Annotated in this window: 19 protein-coding genes and 1 riboswitch; of the genes, 10 read left to right on the top strand and 9 right to left on the bottom strand. The window is 69.8% G+C overall.

Translation table 11 applies throughout. From position 1 onward, the window contains the following. Window positions 1-9: 9 nt before the first annotated feature. Window positions 10-882, top strand: coding sequence for a hypothetical protein (locus KUM32_RS14045; protein ID WP_217142195.1), 873 nt, complete (start codon window positions 10-12; stop codon window positions 880-882). A 24-nt stretch (window positions 883-906) separates the two neighbouring features. On the opposite strand, the gene KUM32_RS14040 is transcribed toward KUM32_RS14045, so the two are convergent. The 3 genes from KUM32_RS14040 to thiC all read right to left on the bottom strand — a co-directional run bounded on the left by KUM32_RS14040 (window position 907) and on the right by thiC (window position 4,651). Further along, window positions 907-2,328 (bottom strand): VWA domain-containing protein, encoded by a 1,422-nt coding sequence (locus KUM32_RS14040; protein WP_217142194.1) that lies wholly within the window; start codon window positions 2,326-2,328, stop codon window positions 907-909. A 142-nt stretch (window positions 2,329-2,470) separates the two neighbouring features. Then, window positions 2,471-2,623 carry a hypothetical protein gene (locus tag KUM32_RS14035; RefSeq protein ID WP_217142193.1) on the bottom strand — a complete coding sequence of 51 codons (153 nt, stop codon included), beginning with the start codon at window positions 2,621-2,623 and terminating at the stop codon, window positions 2,471-2,473. A gap of 213 nt (window positions 2,624-2,836) precedes the next feature. Beyond that, the gene (thiC, locus tag KUM32_RS14030; RefSeq protein ID WP_217142192.1) at window positions 2,837-4,651 is read right to left on the bottom strand and encodes a phosphomethylpyrimidine synthase ThiC; all 1,815 of its coding nucleotides are present in this window, start codon (window positions 4,649-4,651) and stop codon (window positions 2,837-2,839) included. Continuing rightward, window positions 4,644-4,833, bottom strand: a riboswitch (TPP riboswitch). Its footprint overlaps the gene before it by 8 nt. Window positions 4,834-4,904: 71 nt before the next feature. Here thiC and KUM32_RS14025 point away from each other — a divergent pair. Next, entirely contained in the window at window positions 4,905-6,386 is a 1,482-nt protein-coding gene (locus KUM32_RS14025; protein ID WP_217142191.1) for a YibE/F family protein, read from the top strand. Window positions 6,387-6,484: 98 nt separating this feature from the next. On the opposite strand, the gene KUM32_RS14020 is transcribed toward KUM32_RS14025, so the two are convergent. The 4 genes from KUM32_RS14020 to KUM32_RS14005 all read right to left on the bottom strand — a co-directional run bounded on the left by KUM32_RS14020 (window position 6,485) and on the right by KUM32_RS14005 (window position 8,769). Further along, a complete protein-coding gene (locus KUM32_RS14020; RefSeq protein ID WP_217142190.1) occupies window positions 6,485-6,922 on the bottom strand; it encodes an SsgA family sporulation/cell division regulator in 438 nt (145 codons plus the stop codon). A gap of 99 nt (window positions 6,923-7,021) precedes the next feature. Next, window positions 7,022-7,765, bottom strand: a complete 744-nt coding sequence (locus KUM32_RS14015) for an IclR family transcriptional regulator C-terminal domain-containing protein (protein ID WP_308408651.1) — start codon at window positions 7,763-7,765, stop codon at window positions 7,022-7,024. A 299-nt stretch (window positions 7,766-8,064) separates the two neighbouring features. Next, complete coding sequence (locus KUM32_RS14010) at window positions 8,065-8,277, bottom strand: DUF5326 family protein (RefSeq protein WP_217142188.1); 213 nt, start codon at window positions 8,275-8,277, stop codon at window positions 8,065-8,067. Window positions 8,278-8,451: 174 nt separating this feature from the next. After that, window positions 8,452-8,769: a cupin domain-containing protein gene (locus KUM32_RS14005; RefSeq protein ID WP_217142273.1), complete on the bottom strand. Its 318-nt coding sequence runs from the start codon at window positions 8,767-8,769 to the stop codon at window positions 8,452-8,454. A gap of 59 nt (window positions 8,770-8,828) precedes the next feature. Between KUM32_RS14005 and KUM32_RS14000 the strand changes: the two genes are divergently transcribed. The 6 genes from KUM32_RS14000 (at window position 8,829) to KUM32_RS13975 (ending at window position 13,569) form a co-directional block, all read left to right on the top strand. Further along, complete coding sequence (locus KUM32_RS14000; protein WP_217142187.1) at window positions 8,829-9,206, top strand: phage holin family protein; 378 nt, start codon at window positions 8,829-8,831, stop codon at window positions 9,204-9,206. 5 nt (window positions 9,207-9,211) lie between these two features. Further along, window positions 9,212-9,706 (top strand): low molecular weight protein-tyrosine-phosphatase, encoded by a 495-nt coding sequence (locus KUM32_RS13995; RefSeq protein ID WP_217142186.1) that lies wholly within the window; start codon window positions 9,212-9,214, stop codon window positions 9,704-9,706. Next, entirely contained in the window at window positions 9,703-10,881 is a 1,179-nt protein-coding gene (locus KUM32_RS13990; RefSeq protein ID WP_217142185.1) for a cystathionine gamma-lyase, read from the top strand. Before KUM32_RS13995 ends, KUM32_RS13990 begins: the two co-directional genes overlap by 4 nt. A 219-nt stretch (window positions 10,882-11,100) precedes the next feature. After that, the gene (locus KUM32_RS13985; protein ID WP_217142184.1) at window positions 11,101-12,006 is read left to right on the top strand and encodes a LysR family transcriptional regulator; all 906 of its coding nucleotides are present in this window, start codon (window positions 11,101-11,103) and stop codon (window positions 12,004-12,006) included. 66 nt (window positions 12,007-12,072) lie between these two features. Continuing rightward, window positions 12,073-12,555, top strand: coding sequence for an NUDIX domain-containing protein (locus KUM32_RS13980; protein ID WP_217142183.1), 483 nt, complete (start codon window positions 12,073-12,075; stop codon window positions 12,553-12,555). Between the two features lie 147 nt (window positions 12,556-12,702). Next, on the top strand, window positions 12,703-13,569 hold the full coding sequence (locus tag KUM32_RS13975) for a GNAT family N-acetyltransferase (RefSeq protein WP_217142182.1): 867 nt from the start codon (window positions 12,703-12,705) through the stop codon (window positions 13,567-13,569). 87 nt (window positions 13,570-13,656) lie between these two features. Here the strand turns inward: KUM32_RS13975 and KUM32_RS13970 are convergent, their stop codons facing one another. Next, entirely contained in the window at window positions 13,657-14,076 is a 420-nt protein-coding gene (locus tag KUM32_RS13970) for a heme-binding protein (protein ID WP_217142181.1), read from the bottom strand. A 115-nt stretch (window positions 14,077-14,191) separates the two neighbouring features. Continuing rightward, a complete protein-coding gene (locus tag KUM32_RS13965) occupies window positions 14,192-15,400 on the bottom strand; it encodes an MFS transporter (RefSeq protein WP_217142180.1) in 1,209 nt (402 codons plus the stop codon). A 136-nt stretch (window positions 15,401-15,536) separates the two neighbouring features. Here KUM32_RS13965 and KUM32_RS13960 point away from each other — a divergent pair, with 136 nt between their 5' ends. Continuing rightward, window positions 15,537-16,001 (top strand): MarR family winged helix-turn-helix transcriptional regulator, encoded by a 465-nt coding sequence (locus tag KUM32_RS13960; RefSeq protein ID WP_217142179.1) that lies wholly within the window; start codon window positions 15,537-15,539, stop codon window positions 15,999-16,001. Window positions 16,002-16,062: 61 nt separating this feature from the next. Continuing rightward, a complete protein-coding gene (locus KUM32_RS13955; protein ID WP_217142178.1) occupies window positions 16,063-16,515 on the top strand; it encodes a GNAT family N-acetyltransferase in 453 nt (150 codons plus the stop codon). Window positions 16,516-16,557 lie beyond the last annotated feature (42 nt).

Raw genomic sequence — 16,557 nt, 5'->3', positions numbered from 1 at the left:
CATCGGGGGATGCACATGAACAGCGTTCCGCAGTACCTGTCGAACGAGGACCGCCAAGAGTACGAGCGGGTCCTCGACGAGGCGCTGCGCTCCGCGCCACACCGCCCGGAACTGGCCGCTCTCGGACGGCGGCTGAACGCCGAACAACTGCGCGCCATGGCACTCAACGCCACCGCCCTCATCACGGCGGCGGCCACGACCGAGTACCAGCACTACGTGAAGGTCCGCGAGGAACTGCGCCACCCGGGGCCGACCGCCCCCGCGTCGTCCACGCACGAGACCGACTCCGAACAGCCGGGCACGGGCGCGGTGCGTCTCGCCGCCACGATGGGAGAGGTCGCCGAGGCGTCCGGCGCGGGCGCCGTCGCCGTCGTCGCCGTACTGGCACCCGTCCTGGCCGGCACGGCCGCGGCGATCTTCCTGCTCGTCGGCTACGTCCTGAGGATGCTCGACCCGGGACAGACGTTCGCGCAGACCATGCTCACCACCGGCTGGGTGTTCGGCGCCGTGACCGCGGTGGCGATCCTCGTCGCCGCTGTGGGTTTGCTGCTCACCGCGCTGCACAACCGCCCCACCGCCGAGTCCGGCCGCTACGGCGAACTCGACGAGGAGGTGGCTCGGGCCAGGGAGGCCTGGCACGACGCCCTGCTGGAACGCGGCATCCTCCCCTTCCTGCGGGAAGCACTCGCGGACCCCGGCTCGGCGGCAGCCCTGCACCCGTCGGGGCCGACGGCACCGACCAACCGGATGCCCCACCTCGGATATGCCCGCCCGGGGTTCACGAGCCCCGGTGAGGGCCCGAACGCGGGGTCCCGCCCGAGCTACTCGAGCCCCGACTACAGCAGCCCGGACTTCGGCGGCCCGGAACACCGCCCCGAGTAGTCGTCGGCCCGGGCGGGCAACGGATCAGAGGATGCCCGCCCGGCCGGCGGCAGTGACCCAGGACGGGAACTCCGACAGCAGGCGGTCGTACAGCTCCGCGTCCGGGACGGTGCTGATGTCGTCCACGGCGAAGAAGCCGACGTTGTCGACACGTCGGTCCGGCAGGGTGTCAAAACGCTCCAGCACTCCGTAGTCGGACCGACCGAGCCCCACGAACTGCCAGAAGACCGGCTCCTCCACCGCCTCCCGCAACTCCCGCTCGATCTCGGCGTTGCGGTAGACACCGCCGTCGGAGAAGAACAGCACCAGGGTCGGAGCCGACGCCGGGTTGTTCCGGACGAAGGCGCGTACCTCCGCGATCACCTTCTGCTCCTCGTTCTGGATTCCGACCGCCCGCATGTCGACCTGGTCGGGATGCAGCCCCTTCTTCCTGCTGCGGCGGAAGAGGCCGATCTCCCCCACGCGTACGTGCAGCCTCAGCCACTCGGGGAGGTCGCCCAGACGGAGATCGGGCAGGCGCGCCGGGTTCGACGCGAAGGTCCACGCCTGCATCTCACCGTCGTCGTCCAGTTGGGCGGCCACGGCGGCCATCCGCTCCACGACGTCCGCCACCACGCCCTTGGAGTAGAGGAAGGACATGGACCCGGACGCGTCGAGGACCAGGATGACGCGCGCGGTGACACCGGCCGCGCCGTGCTTGCTCAGACTGACCGCGACCTGTTCCTTGCGCAGGGACAGCCGTTTGCGCATGTCCACGGGAAGGCGTTCCTCGCCCTTGGTGAGGCGGGGCCCCACGGGTGCCGGGGGCAGCGGCGGGGCCGCAGGCGGGGTGGTCGGCGGCGCCGACGCGGACGGCGGAGCCGATGCCGTCGGCAGAGCGGCGGCCACCGGGGGAGCGTCGTCCACCGTGATGCCGAAGTCGGTCGCCAGCCCCGCCAGCCCTGAGGCGTACCCCTGTCCGACCGCGCGGAACTTCCACTGGCCCCGGCGCCGGTACAACTCGCCACCGACCAGTGCGGTCTCTGTCCCGGCCACCATGTCGAACCGGGCCAGCTCGGTGCGGTTTCCCGCGTCCAGCAGGCGCAGTGACAGCCCCGGCACCCGGCCGAACGTCCCACCGTCCGCCGAAGCGCACAGGACGACGCGTTCGACGGCGGGTTCCACCGAGCGAAGGTCGACCTCGACGGCGTCGGTCGCGACGCCCTCACCGGCACCGGAACCGGGACCGCCATGCTTACCGGCGTGCCTCACCGCATCGGACGCGTGGCGGGGCTGGTTGTAGAAGACGAAGTCGCCGTCGTCCCGCACGCGGCCGGTCGAGGTGAGCAGCAGCGCGGAGGCGTCGACCTCGGGCACGCCCGGCCCGACGGACCAGACGAGTTCGACGCGGACCACGGGGGAGTCGACGGCGAGATTGGCGCCCTTGGCCAGGAAGGTGGCTGTCATGGCACCAGTCTGCCGATGCCGTGCCCGCAGTGGGAGGGAGCACGTGACCCGTCCCGGGGCTCGGAACGGGTCAGACGCAGTGATTCCTCACCGGTCGCGCGCAGCTCGACCAGCGGCGTGCGCAGGATCCGGCCTGCGTGCGTCAGCTCGTACCGCGTCCGTACGGGAAAGCCTCCGCGCCGCTCCACCGCCACCAGGCCCTCTCCCGCAAGGCCCGGAGCCGCTCGCTGAGCGCCTGCGCCGCCAGGCCGGGAAGCAGGGCCCGCAGCTCGGTGAAGCCGCGTGGACCTCCCATCAGCTCCGCAGGGAGAGGGTGGTCCATCGGCCGGAGACCGCCGGGAGGACCACCTCCACCGAGCCATCGCCGTCGGGCGCCAGATGCGTCCACGCGGACCCGGCGCCGAGTCCGCGCTCCGCTTGTGCGCTTCCGTTCGGTGACCCGGGTCGACGCTGAGCGCTCCCCGCCGGCTGCGGGGCAGAGCTCAGCGTGACGTCGAAAGCGGGTGACTCAGTCGGCCAGCGGCAGATACACCCGGTTGCCGCCGGCGGCGAACTCCTTGGACTTCTGCAGCATTCCCTCGGCGACCTCCTCGGCGGACGCGCCCTCGGCCACACCGCCACCGAACCGCTCCGTGATGCTCTGGCTGATCTTCATCGAGCAGAACTTCGGCCCGCACATCGAGCAGAAGTGCGCCGTCTTGGCAGGCTCGGCCGGCAGCGTCTCATCGTGGAACTCCCGTGCCGTGTCCGGGTCGAGGGCCAGGTTGAACTGGTCCTCCCACCGGAACTCGAAGCGGGCGTCCGACAGGGCGTCGTCCCACTCCTGCGCACCCGGGTGCCCCTTGGCGAGGTCGGCGGCATGAGCGGCGATCTTGTAGGTGATGACGCCGGTCTTGACGTCGTCACGGTTGGGCAGCCCCAGATGCTCCTTGGGCGTGACGTAGCAGAGCATGGCCGTGCCCCACCAGGCGATCATCGCGGCACCGATGCCGGAGGTGATGTGGTCGTACGCGGGCGCGACGTCCGTCGTCAGCGGGCCGAGCGTATAGAACGGAGCCTCATCGCAGATCTCCTGCTGAAGGTCGATGTTCTCCTTGATCTTGTGCATCGGGACATGGCCCGGGCCCTCGATCATGGTCTGTACGTTGAAACGCTTCGCGACCGAGTTGAGTTCCCCGAGCGTGCGCAACTCCGCGAACTGCGCCTCGTCGTTGGCGTCCGCGATGGACCCCGGCCGCAGGCCGTCACCGAGGGAGTACGTGACGTCGTAGGCCGCGAGGATCTCGCAGAGCTCCTCGAAGTTCTCGTACAGGAACGACTCCCTGTGGTGTGCCAGGCACCACGCCGCCATGATCGACCCGCCCCGCGAGACGATGCCGGTCTTGCGGTTCGCGGTGAGCGGCACATACGCCAGGCGCACTCCGGCGTGGACCGTCATGTAGTCCACGCCCTGCTCGGCCTGCTCGATGACGGTGTCCTTGTAGATCTCCCAGGTCAGCTCCTCGGCCCGGCCATCGACCTTCTCCAGAGCCTGGTAGAGCGGCACCGTCCCGATGGGGACGGGGGAGTTGCGCAGCACCCATTCGCGGGTGGTGTGGATGTTGCGTCCGGTGGACAGGTCCATGACCGTGTCGGCGCCCCAACGGGTCGCCCAGGTCATCTTCTCGACCTCCTCCTCGATGGAGGAGGTCACCGCCGAGTTGCCGATGTTGGCGTTGACCTTCACCAGGAACCGCTTGCCGATGATCATCGGCTCGATCTCCGGGTGGTTGACGTTGGCGGGCAGCACGGCCCGCCCCGCCGCGATCTCTTCACGGACCACGTCCGGTGAGACGTTCTCCCGGACGGCCACGTACTCCATCTCCGGGGTGATCTCGCCCCGTCGTGCGTACGCGAGCTGCGTCACCGCCTCGCCGTCCCGGCCCCGGCGGGGCTGGCGCGGCCGTCCTGGGAAGACCGCGTCGAGGTTGCGCAGGCCTCCGCGCGGAGAGGTGTGCTTGATTCCGTCGTCCTCGGGGCGAACGGGACGACCCGCATACTCTTCGGTGTCACCACGGGCGATGATCCAGTTCTCCCGCAGCGGCGGCAGTCCCCGGCGGACGTCGGTGTCGACGAGTGGGTCGGTGTACGGGCCGGAGGTGTCATAGAGCGTGACCGACTGCCCGTTGGTCAGGTGCACCTGGCGGACCGGCACCCGCAGATCGGGGCGCGAGCCCTCGACGTACGCCTTGTGCCAGCCGATGGACCTCCCGGCCTCCACGGCGGTCTCCTCGTCGGCGGAGCTCTGCGCGACGGCAGGCGTGCGTGCGTCCTTGATGGTCATGAGACCTACTCCCTACGCCGGCATTACCCGGTAACAGGTTCGGCGGTCGACGCAGCGGTTTCCGTCTGCCGACGCTCCGTGGGAAACATCACTCGGCTTCGGTGTCGTTTCCCGTGAAACATCGCTGGGACGGAGGTCAGCGCCCTCTCAGCCCGGTGCTCCGAGCTCCCGCGTGTACAAAGGTGCCACCACGCTAGCGTCAATTCGGGCGCGGTGAACAGAGGGCCTCCCTCGTTCTTGCGATGATCGGTCGGTGACGACACCGCAGCATCCCTCCTTCCCGCCACACGACTCCCGCCGTGGACCGGGCGTCGAAGACGGCAACAGCCGCGGAGACGGGCAACACGGCGCCGGCGGCCACGGCGACTCGGGCGGCCACGGTGGTTCCGGCGGCTCGGGCGGCCACGGTGGCTCGGGCGCGCACGGCGGCGGCCACGGACACTCCCACGCCCATGGCCCGGCGGCGCCCGTCTCCCGGCATCTGCGGAAGGTCATCGCTGCGGTCCTCATTCCCTTCGCCGCCGCGGTGTTGGTCGGTCTCGCGGTGCTCTGGCCGGGTGGTGCGCCGACGCACGAACGCACCGGAGTAGGTTTCGACCGGCAGACGCAGCAGGCCACCGTCACCAAGGTGGTCGAGCTGAGCTGTCAGGCCGTCAACGCATCGGGGAGCACCCCGACCGGTGACACCTCCACCGCCGAGGGGTCCTCCGCGGTGCAACAGGCGAAGGGCGACTGCAAACGGGCGACGATCCGCGTCGACACCGGCGAGGACAAGGGCCGTACGTTCGCTGAGATCGTGCAGCCGGACCAGTCACGGCAGTTGCACGAGGGCCAGAAGGTCGTGGTCGCCTACGAGCCCTCCGCGCCGAAGGACCTGCAGTACTCGGTGACCGACATCAACCGCCGGCTTCCGTTGGCGCTGCTCGCCGGCATCTTCGCGCTCGCCGTGGTGGCGGTCGGACGGCTGCGCGGCCTCATGGCGCTGATCTCGCTGGCCATCAGCTTCCTGGTGCTGAACTTCTTCGTCCTGCCCGCGATCCTGCAAGGATCGAACCCGCTGGTCGTGGCGGTGATCGGGTCCAGCGTGATCATGCTGATCGCGCTGTATCTGTGCCACGGCCTGTCAGCCCGTACGTCCGTGGCGGTGCTCGGCACGCTGATCTCGTTGCTGTTGATCGGCGTGCTCGGTTCTCTGTTCATCGACTGGGCCGCGCTCACCGGCAACACGGACGACAACACCGGCCTGATCCACGGCCTGTATCCGTCGATCGACATGAGCGGTCTGCTGCTCGCCGGCGTCATCATCGGCTCGCTCGGCGTTCTCGACGACGTGACCGTCACTCAGACGTCCGCGGTGTGGGAACTGCACGAGGCCAACCCGTCGATGGGCTGGCGCGGGCTGTACCGCGCGGGCATCCGTATCGGCCGCGACCACATCGCCTCGGTCGTCAACACACTCGTCCTGGCGTACGCGGGCGCCGCACTGCCACTGCTGCTGTTGTTCTCGATCGCTCAGAGCAGCGTGGGGACGGTCGCCAACAGCGAGTTGGTCGCGGAGGAGATCGTGCGCACGCTGGTCGGCTCCATCGGGCTGGTGGCGTCGGTGCCGGTCACCACGGCCCTCGCAGCCCTTGTCGTCTCGGCCGACCGGCCGGCGGCGCAGGCCGCCGGTGCGGTGCCGGGTGCCGGGGCGGCACCGGTACGCGGCGGGCGGGGCCGTCGCCGCAAGCGCTGAGGCGCCCGCCCCCTCCGGGGGCGGCGGGCGGAGTCGTCCACAGGGAGCGGCAGCCACGGCGAAGCGTTACGCCATCGCCGTACGCATGCCGTAACGGTTCAGCCCGCGCTCGGCTCCTCCGCCAGAATGCGGTCCAGGGCCTCGTCGAGATGAGCGTCGAAATCGGCGAGCGCGCCTTCCTGTCCCAGCGGCACCAGCTTGTCGGTCCGGTCGAGAAAGGCCACGAGGGGCGCCGCCGACGAACGGAACAGCGCCTGGTCACTGCCGACCTGCAGGCGAATCAGTACCTCGGCCAGCGGCTCGGGGTCGACGGGTGCGATGCGCACATCTCCGTCACCGCACGGCCGACCCACCCCGTCGACCAGCAGCTCACGGCCGAACGCCCAGGTCACCGGGGCATCTCCGGGCAGATGGAAGGTCAGTCGCACGGCATAGGGATCACAGGTTTCGTAGCGCAGCTCCACCGGAATACGGAAAGAGAGCTCCTCGGACACGAGAAAGCTCATCATGACCTCTGCCTGCACGGACTCGCCCATCGCCTACCCCGTCATTCGCCGTCGACTGGCCGGGAATCAAACCTCTTACACTGGTGGCATCTTGCTCAACGTACACACCAGATCACAAGGAGTGAGTTTTCAGATACTGATAGAGAGCGCGAGTGACCCCAGCAGGCGTCCCACCTCGTCCTGCAACTGCTGCGCCGCGGGCAACAAGCGGTCGGCCTGGTGGGAGGGCAGAGAGATGGCCATCGTCACGGCATTGGTGCCGACGGTGATTGGAATCGCGGCGCAGACCGTCCCCAGGGCATACTCCTGCCGCTCGGTCACCGGCGTCATCCGCCGCATCCGTTCCAGTCGTTTCAGCAGACTGTTCTCGTCACGCACCGTGTACGGCGTGACGGGCTGCACCGGGTAGCGGTCAAGGTGGTCGCGGCGGGCCTCCTCGTCCAGCTGCGACAACAGGCATTGCCCGATGGCGTGCGCGTGCCCGGTCTCCCGGAAGTCCGCCCATTCCTCGACCGCGGGGATGCCCGGGGAGTCGGAAACGCACATGAGCTCGATCTCGCCGTCGCGGTACATGGCGTAGTAGACAGGGGCGCCGATCGCGTCGCGCCAGCGCGCGAGCGCGTCGACCACCGTGCTGCGACGTTTCTGCTCCGCCCCGCTGCTGCTCAGCCGCTCGGCGGCCTCGCCGAGGAAGAACAGTCCCTTCTCGCGGCGCAGATAACCCTCGTGCACCAGAGTGCGCAGCAGGTGGTAGGCCGTGGGCAGGGCGAGCTGCGTCTCACGCGCCAGTTGCTTGGCGGGGGCTCCGTACGGGTGCTGTGCGACGCACTCCAGCAGGCGCATCGCCCGCTGGACGGAACCGATGAGAGTCACGCGGGAGGGCCCCGCGGTGGGAGCCGTAGGAGGTGTCCGAGGCGTCGAGTGGGGCTGCACGGGCAGTGCGTGCAACGGTACGAATGCGGTGTCAGCCGTGGCCAAGGGTCACTTCCGTAACGCGAGAAGGCAGTCCGTGCGGAAACACGGGTGGGGACGTACGCCGCTCGCGGGGTCGCCCCCGCGTGGATTTCCGGACTTTAACCGCCGGTCACCACTCGCCGACGGCCCGTCCGGAAAACTTCCCCCGCGCGAGGGACCCGGTCGTTCCTGTCACCGCCACCGATGTCCCACGGCTCTCACCAGTCGCCGCGCGACGACGAACCCGACATGAACTTGCGTACGACGTAGATCAGTCCGCCGACGAGCGCGACGAAGACCAGCAGCTTGAACAGCAGTCCGATCACGAACCCGACCACGCTGGCGATCAGGCCGCCGAACACGACCAGGGCGATGACCGGCACCGCGACCCACTTCACCCACCACGGCAGTGCCGTGAAGATCTCTCGCATCGCCCTCGTCCTTACTTTCCGCCCGTCGAGTGCCGGGGCCTGGGGTGGCCCCGGGTTCCTTCTGGGAATTTCCTGATGTCCTGCACTCGATGCTAGGGCCGCAAGGGTCCCGGCAGGGCCCTCGCGGCCCCTGTCTCCCCCTGACCGATCCCCTAGGGAACCGGGGGCCGCGGCTCAGCTCTCGGGCGGAGAGAACACGACCAGGACCCGGAGGTCCTCGCTGATGTGGTGGAACTTGTGGGCGACCCCGGCCGGCACGTACACCACGCTGCCGCGGGCGACCTGAGTGGTCTCCATGCCCACGGTGATCGCGGCCCGCCCGCTCACCACGAAGTACACCTCGTCCTGCCCGTGCGGCTTCTGCGGGTCGGCCGTGCCCGCGTCGAGGGCGTACAGCCCGACCGACATGTTCCGCTCACGCAGGAACTGCAGGTAGGCACCGTCGTTGGCGGCGCGCTCCGCCTCCAGTTCGTCCAGCCGGAATGCCTTCATCGCCTCGTCCGCCCCTGCCTCACCGTTCATTTCCGTTCGGGTCTGTCACGATCAGACACATGAAGAATTTCCTAGTCAAGACGATCGCCAACGCGGGCGCCCTGGCAGTCGCCGTGTGGCTGCTCGACAAGATCACCCTGACCGGGGGCAGCACCGGCGAGAAGGCCGGCACGCTGATCGTTGTCGCCCTCGTGTTCGGCCTGGTGAACCTGCTGGTGAAGCCGATCGTGCAGGTGCTGACCCTTCCGCTGTTCATCCTGACCCTCGGCCTGTTCACGCTGGTGGTCAACGCGCTCATGCTGTTGCTCACGTCGTGGCTGGCCGACAAGCTCGACCTGAGCTTCCACGTCGACGGGTTCTGGACCGCCGTCCTGGGCGGCCTGATCATCTCGGTCGTCTCCTGGGCCCTCAACGCGTTCCTGCCCGACAAGGACTGAACCCGATGACCTACCGCGTCTGCTTCGTGTGCACGGGCAACATCTGCCGCTCCCCCATGGCCGAGGCCGTCTTCCGCGCGCGTGTGACGGACGCCGGGCTGGACGGCCTCGTCGAGACCGACAGCGCCGGCACGGACGGCTGGCACGAGGGCGAGGACGCCGACCCGCGCACCCTGGAAGTCCTGGGGCGCAACGGCTACGGCCTCGACCACACGGCCCGCCGGTTCCAGCCGTCGTGGTTCTCCCGCCTCGACCTCGTCATCGCCCTCGACGCCGGCCACCTCCGTGCGCTGCGCCGCCTCGCCCCCACGGAGCAGGACGCGGCCAAGGTGCGGCTGCTGCGGTCGTACGACCCCGCCGCCGACAGCGCCGACCTCGACGTACCGGACCCCTATTACGGGGGCGCGGACGGCTTCGAGGAGTGCCTTGAGATGGTGGAGGCGGCGAGCGACGGACTACTCGCCGCGGTACGCGAGCGAGTGGAGGGACAGGCGGCATGAACGATTCCGCTACGAACGACGCGGAGGGTGCGGGCGCGGAGGAGTCGCCTGCCGGCACCGGCGACGGCACGCGCGCGGTGCGGGCCGGACTTCCCGAGCCCGTCAAGCACGAGCCGACCCTGCCCGGCCCCGTGTTCGCCGCCCACTTCCATCTGCCGGGCGAGCCCACCGGGCCCTACACCTACGGCCGCGACGAGAACCCGACCTGGACCCATCTCGAGCGCGCCATCGGCGAGCTGGAGGCCCCCGGGCGGGACGACGTCGAAACGCTCGTGTTCGCGTCCGGCATGGCCGCGATCTCGTCGGTGCTCTTCTCTCAGCTGCGCGCCGGTGACACGGCCGTCCTGCCCGACGACGGTTACCAGGCCCTGCCGCTGGTCCGCGCCCAGCTGGAGGCGTACGGCATCGAGGTGCGCACCGCGCCGACCGGCGGGGACGCCCAGCTCGACCTCCTGGACGGGGCGAGGCTGCTGTGGATCGAGACGCCGTCCAATCCCGGGCTCGACGTGTGCGACGTCCGACGACTCGTCGACGCGGCACACGCGCGCGGGGCCCTGGTCGCCGTGGACAACACGCTCGCCACACCACTGGGGCAGCGCCCGCTGGAGCTCGGCGCCGACTTCGCGGTGGCCAGCGGCACCAAGCAGCTCACCGGCCACGGTGACATCCTCCTGGGCTACGTGGCCGGCCGCGACGCCGGGGCCATGACCGCCGTACGACGCTGGCGCAAGATCGTCGGAGCGATCCCCGGGCCCATGGAGGCCTGGCTCGCGCACCGTTCGATCGCCACCCTCCAGCTGCGGGTGGAGCGGCAGAACGCCACCGCGCTCAAGGTCGCCGAGGCCCTCGCGTCGCGGCCCGAGGTCACCGGGCTGCGGTACCCGGGGCTGCCCGACGACCCCTCGTACAGGATCGCCTCGCAGCAGATGCTGCGCTTCGGGTGCGTCGTCTCGTTCACGCTGCCCACACGCGCGCGTGCCGATCGTTTTCTCGACGCGCTGCGACTGGTCGACGACGCGACGAGCTTCGGCGGAGTGCGGTCCACGGCCGAGCGACGCGGGCGCTGGGGCGGCGACGCGGTGCCGGAGGGCTTCATCAGGCTCTCGGTCGGCGCGGAGGACCCGGCGGACCTGGTGGCTGATCTGCTGCGCGCGCTGGAGGAATCAGCGGACTGACCACCGCCGCACGGGCCCGGCCGGGTACGACGGACGGTCCGAGCCTCCCCCCTCGTGACTCGGACCGTCCTCCGGTTCTGCGCGCGAAGAACCGCGTGATTAAGGCTAGTTGACTCTGCGTCAGTGTCCAATCACAGTAGCGACAGCGACCTATCGACATATTTATAGTTGGGCGCGGTCGGGGGGCTGGAGCAGAACAGAAGAGGGAGAGGGGGCGCCATGGACCTGGCCTTGCTGCGCACCTTCGTGACAGTGCACCGGGCCGGTTCCTTCACCCGTGCGGCAGCCCTGCTCGGCCTCTCCCAGCCCGCGGTCACCTCCCAGATCCGCACGCTGGAGCGGCAGCTCGGCCGCCCCCTGTTCCTGAGGCAGGCCCGCGGCGTGACCCCGACCACCATCGGCGACGAGCTCGCCCACAAGGCCGCACCCCATCTCGATGCCCTGGTGGAGATCACCGAGGCCGGGCTGGACGACGAGTCCTCCCTGCGGACACTGCACCTCGGCGGACCGCTCGAGTTCACCGCCGAGCGGGCGCTGCCCGCGCTCTCCGAGCTCACCGGGGAGGACGGACGGGGCTTCGGGCTGCGCGCCTCGTTCGGGAAAGCCGAGGAGATCCTGGAAGGGCTGTCCGCCGGTCACCACGATCTGGCCATCAGCACGGCCCGACCACGCGGCGCGCTGCTCACGGCTACTGCGCTCTGCGACGAGGAACACGTTCTGGTCGCCGCGCCTCGCTGGGCGGCGACCACCGAAACCGGCGCGCCCCGCCGCTCCACGGCATCCGCCCTGGAGCACATCCCCGTGGTCGAGGTGCACGAGTCGCTGCCCTTCGTCGCCCGTTACTGGGCCACGGTCTTCGACACCTGCCCGACCGCTCCGGGCACGGTCGTCGCCCCCGACCTGCGTGCGGTGCTCGCCTGCGCGATCGCCGGCGCCGGCCTCGCCGTGCTGCCCCGCTACCTGTGCGCCGAGGCACTGGAACGCGGGGACGTCCTCGCCCTGCATGCTCCGGCGGTCCCTCCGCTACGGACGTACTTTCTGGTGGTGCGTACCGGCACGTTGGCGATGCCGCACATCGCCCGGGCCCATGAGTGGCTGCTGCGGGCTGCCGCCGACTGGAACTGAGCCGGCGCACTCGCGCGCGGGGCTCCGCGATGTTTCACGTGGAACCAGTCGGGCCACATTTCTCCCATGACCGTCCGACCCGTGGTCAAGCGCACCGCCCGCGCCGTTCTCCTGGACGGCGACGACCTGATCCTGATCAAGCGCACCAAGTCCGGCATCGACCCCTACTGGGTCACTCCCGGAGGCGGCGTGGAGCCCGGTGACGCAACCGTCGTGGACGCGCTGCACCGCGAAGTGCACGAGGAACTCGGCGCCAAGATCACCGATGTGGTCCCGTGCTTCGTGGACACCGTGGAGCACATCGGCGAGGACGGTGGCGCGACCGGCGTGAAGGTGCAGCACTTCTTCGTCTGCCACCTGGAATCCATGGACCCCTCCCGGCGCCACGGACCCGAGGTCGAGGAGCCCGCCGGCGAGTACGAGATCGTCCGGGTACCGTTCACCCGCGTCGGAATCGCCTCCGTCCACCTCGTGCCGCTGTCGCTGCGGCACTATCTGGACGGCAACATCGAAGGCGTGCGGGCCATGCACGCGCCCGACCTCGGCTGACCCACCGCGGCACCGGCCCTGGCCGGTCGGTGTGGCGTCCAACAGATGTCCGGCCGCTGTGCACTCGGACACAACATGGCCAAAAGCTCGCGTGTTCCACCGGAAAGAGGTGGACGCGGAGGGCTGCTGTCGGACAGCCTGACCTGCGTGCCGACACCTTCCCTCACCTCACTGCCGATCCGCCGTCTGACGCTCCGCGATCTCACCGCCTGCGCCGACCTGTCCGAGAACCGGGGGTGGCCGCGCGAGGAGCACAAGTGGGGGTTCCTCCTCACAGCCGGGAAGGGATACGGCATCGACGACCCCGACGGTGGCCTGGTCAGTGCCTGCACGGTCACCGAGTACGGGCCGCACGATCGTCCCTCCCTCGCCGCCATCGGCATGGTGCTGGTCGCGGAGCGGCATGCACGCCAGGGCGTCGGACGCCGGCTGATGCGGCACGTCGTCGCGGAGCTGGGGACGACGCCCCTGACCCTGCACGCGACTCCGTACGGCCGACCGCTCTACGAAGAGCTGGGGTTCAAGACCACCGGTCAGGCCGAGATGGTGCGCGGGCGCTTCACTCCGGGCGGGCCCGATCCCCGGATCGCCACACGTGCGGCGACGGCCGAGGACCTGGCCGCGATCCTCCGGCTCGACGAGGAGGTGTTCGGCGCCGACCGCACGCACGTCATCACGCGGCTGCCGGCCTTCACCGACCATCTGCGCGTCGCCGAGGAGGACGGCCGGCTCATCGGGTACGCCGCGGCCTGGCCCAACATGGACACCCATGTCGTGGGCCCGCTGATCGCCCGCGACACCGAGACCGCCAAGGCACTGATCGCCTCCCTCGCCGCCCGCACCGACCGCCCGCTGCGCACCGACATCGACGTCCGGCACGAGGAGCTGCTGGCCTGGGTCGGGGAGCACGGGCTCGCGTCCGTCTCCCACAACGCGGTCATGACGTACGGAATCACGGAGCTGCCCGGGGACTGGAACCGGCGTTTCGCCCCGCTCACCGTGGCGGCGGGCTGACCCTTCGCGGTAGCCCGGCGTCCGATGGAACGAAGCCGGTGCCCGAGGACGTCCCGGGCACCGGCTTCGTGCGTACGGCGGTCGTCGTCAGGCGAGGGTCTCCACCGCCGCCGTGGCGAAGGCGTGGTCCTGTTCCGGCGCTCCTCCGCCCACTCCGACCGCACCGATCAGCCGGCCGTCGCGGTGTACCGGTACACCACCCGCGATGAACAGCAGTGGCCGGTCGAGTGCGGTGGGCAGGGTGTGGAAGAGACCTCCGGGCTGTACCGCCTCGACGAGGTCGGCGGTCGGGGTGTCCAGCTGAAGCGCCGTGTAGGCCTTGCGTGTACTGGTCTCTCCGGAGATCAGCACGGCCCGGTCGTCACGACGGAACGCGAGCAGGTGGCCTCCGGCGTCGAGGACGGTGACGCTGACGGTGACCCCGGCCGTCTCGGCTGCGCGGTGGGCCGCGCTGACGAGGGCCTCGGCGTCCTGAATCGTCAGCGGGGCGACAGCGGTGGTGCTCATGGGGTGGTTCTCCTTGGTCGGTGTCCGGTGGTGCGGCCTCGGTGGTCCCGAGGCGGGGTGAGCCGCGGGGGCGCGGGGACGGCCCTGGCCCCGATCCCGCTGCGGCCGGGGTGGTTCAGTGGTGGGCGACGGTCGGCTGCTCGGCGGGGACGGAGCTCGCGACGACCTCGCTGGGGACGCTGTCCCGCCGTTCGATGACGGCCGAGAGGACCGCGAGGACCAGGGCGGCGGCGGCCAGTACGGCACCGACCCAGTTCGGGGCGGTGTAGCCGAACCCCGCCGCGATGACGACGCCCCCCAGCCAGGCGGAGAGCGCGTTGCCGAGGTTGAAGGCGCCGATGTTCACGGCCGAGGCCAGCGTCGGGGCGCCGTGCGCGTGGTCCAGAACGCGCTTCTGCAGCGGCGGGACGGTGGCGAAGCCCAGAGCGCCGATCAGGGCGATGGTCACGGCCGACGCGATCTTGTTGTGCGCGGTGAGCGTGAAGAGGGCGAGCACGACGGCCAGGGCGCCCAGGGAGACGTACAGCATGGGCATCAGGGCACGGTCGGCGAACCTGCCGCCGACCAGGTTGCCGCCGACCATGCCAAGGCCGAAGAGGACCAGCAGCCAGGTGACCGAGCCGTCCGCGAAACCCGCCACGTGGGTCATCATCGGCGCGATGTAGGTGATGGCCGCGAAAACACCGCCGAAGCCGAGAACGGTCATGGCCATCGCGAGCAGGACCTGGACGTTCTTGAACGCGGCCAGTTCGTGGCGCAGTCGCACGCCTTCAGCCCTGGGCATGTCGGGGACCAGCTTGGCGACACCGGCCAGGCCGATGACGCCGAGTGCGGCGACGGCGGCGAAGGTGACGCGCCAGCCGACGGACTGCCCGACGAGCGTTCCGAGGGGAACGCCGACGACGTTGGCGACGGTCAGCCCGGTGAACATCATCGCGATCGCGCCGGCCTTCTTGTCGGGGGCGACCAGGTCGGCGGCGACGACCGATCCGATGCCGAAGAAGGCGCCGTGTGCGAGTGAGGCGACCACACGGCCGATCAGCATGACCGAGAAGGTGGGAGCGAGGGCGGAGAGCAGGTTGCCCACGATGAACAGCCCCATCAGCAGCATCAGCATCCGCTTGCGCGGGATCTTGGTGCCGAGCACGGTCATCAGCGGGGCACCGAACATCACGCCGAGCGCGTATCCGGTCACCAGCAGGCCGGCGGTGGGGATGGACACCCCGTAGTCGCTCGCGACCTCGGGCAGCAGGCCCATGATCACGAACTCGGTCGTTCCGATTCCGAAGGCCCCGATCGCGAGGGCCAGAAGCGCGAGAGGCATGGGGATACCTTCCAAAACGATTACAGGAGCACTTTACGAGCGTCCACAATAGTTGCATACGCTGGCTATCCGCAACCGCTGGCAATTGCGGAGATGGTCTACCCTGGTCTCAACCGCTCCGGGACGGAGGAAAGACATGACGGCGACGGACCCCGCGCTCACCGCTCTCTCCCAGGGCTGGTGCGCCCTCTCCCTGCTGCACGGGAGGATCGAGGCCCACATCGAGCGCGCGCTGCAGGCCGGGCATGATCTGAGCGTGCGGGAGTACTCCCTGCTCGATGTGCTCAGCCGACAGCACGACGGTGACGGGGGTCATCTGCAGATGAAGCAGGTCGCCGACGCCGTCGTCCTCAGCCAGAGCGCCACCACGCGCCTGGTCACCCGGCTCGAGGACCGGGGGCTGCTCGAGCGCTACTTGTGCCCCACGGACCGTCGCGGCATCTACACCAACGTCACCGGGGCCGGCCTGGAACTGCTGGACCAGGCACGGCCCACCAATGACGCCGCTCTGCGGGAAGCTCTCGACGAGGCGGCCAAGAACCCGGAGCTGGCCCCGCTGGTCCGGGTCGTGGAGACGCTCAAGTCACCGGTGCCCGCTTAGCCAGGGCCGGTCCACCCGGGGTCCCGTATTCGCGACGGTCTCGCTGCGTAAGGTGCGAGTCATGGGAGATCTTGCAATACGCCCCACCGCCAAGGATGACGTCCTAGCGATCGTCGCCATGCTCGCCGACGACCCCCTGGGCGCCCAGCGCGAGTCGCCGGACGACATGAGCCCCTACCTGGCAGCGTTCGAACGACTCACCGCCGATCCGAACCAGCACCTGGTCGTCGCCGTACGCGACGACCGTGTCGTCGGCACCCTCCAGCTGACGATCGTGCCCGGCCTGTCCCGGCGCGGTTCCACCCGGTCGATCATCGAAGGGGTACGGATCCACGCCGACGAACGCGGCAGCGGACTGGGCACACAGCTGATCGAGTGGGCGATCGACGAGTCACGGCGGCAGGGATGCCACCTGGTACAGCTCACCTCGGACAAGACCCGTACCGACGCCCACCGCTTCTACGAGCGCCTTGGCTTCGAGCCCTCGCACACGGGCTTCAAACTCCAGCTCTGAACGCGGGCTCCAGCCGTGAGGCCCTCCGTGTGCTGTCCCGTT

The sequence above is a fragment of the Streptomyces sp. AC627_RSS907 genome (assembly GCF_019049165.1).
Note: the sequence above shows the minus strand (reverse complement) of the source record. Positions and strands in the feature narration are given on the sequence as shown.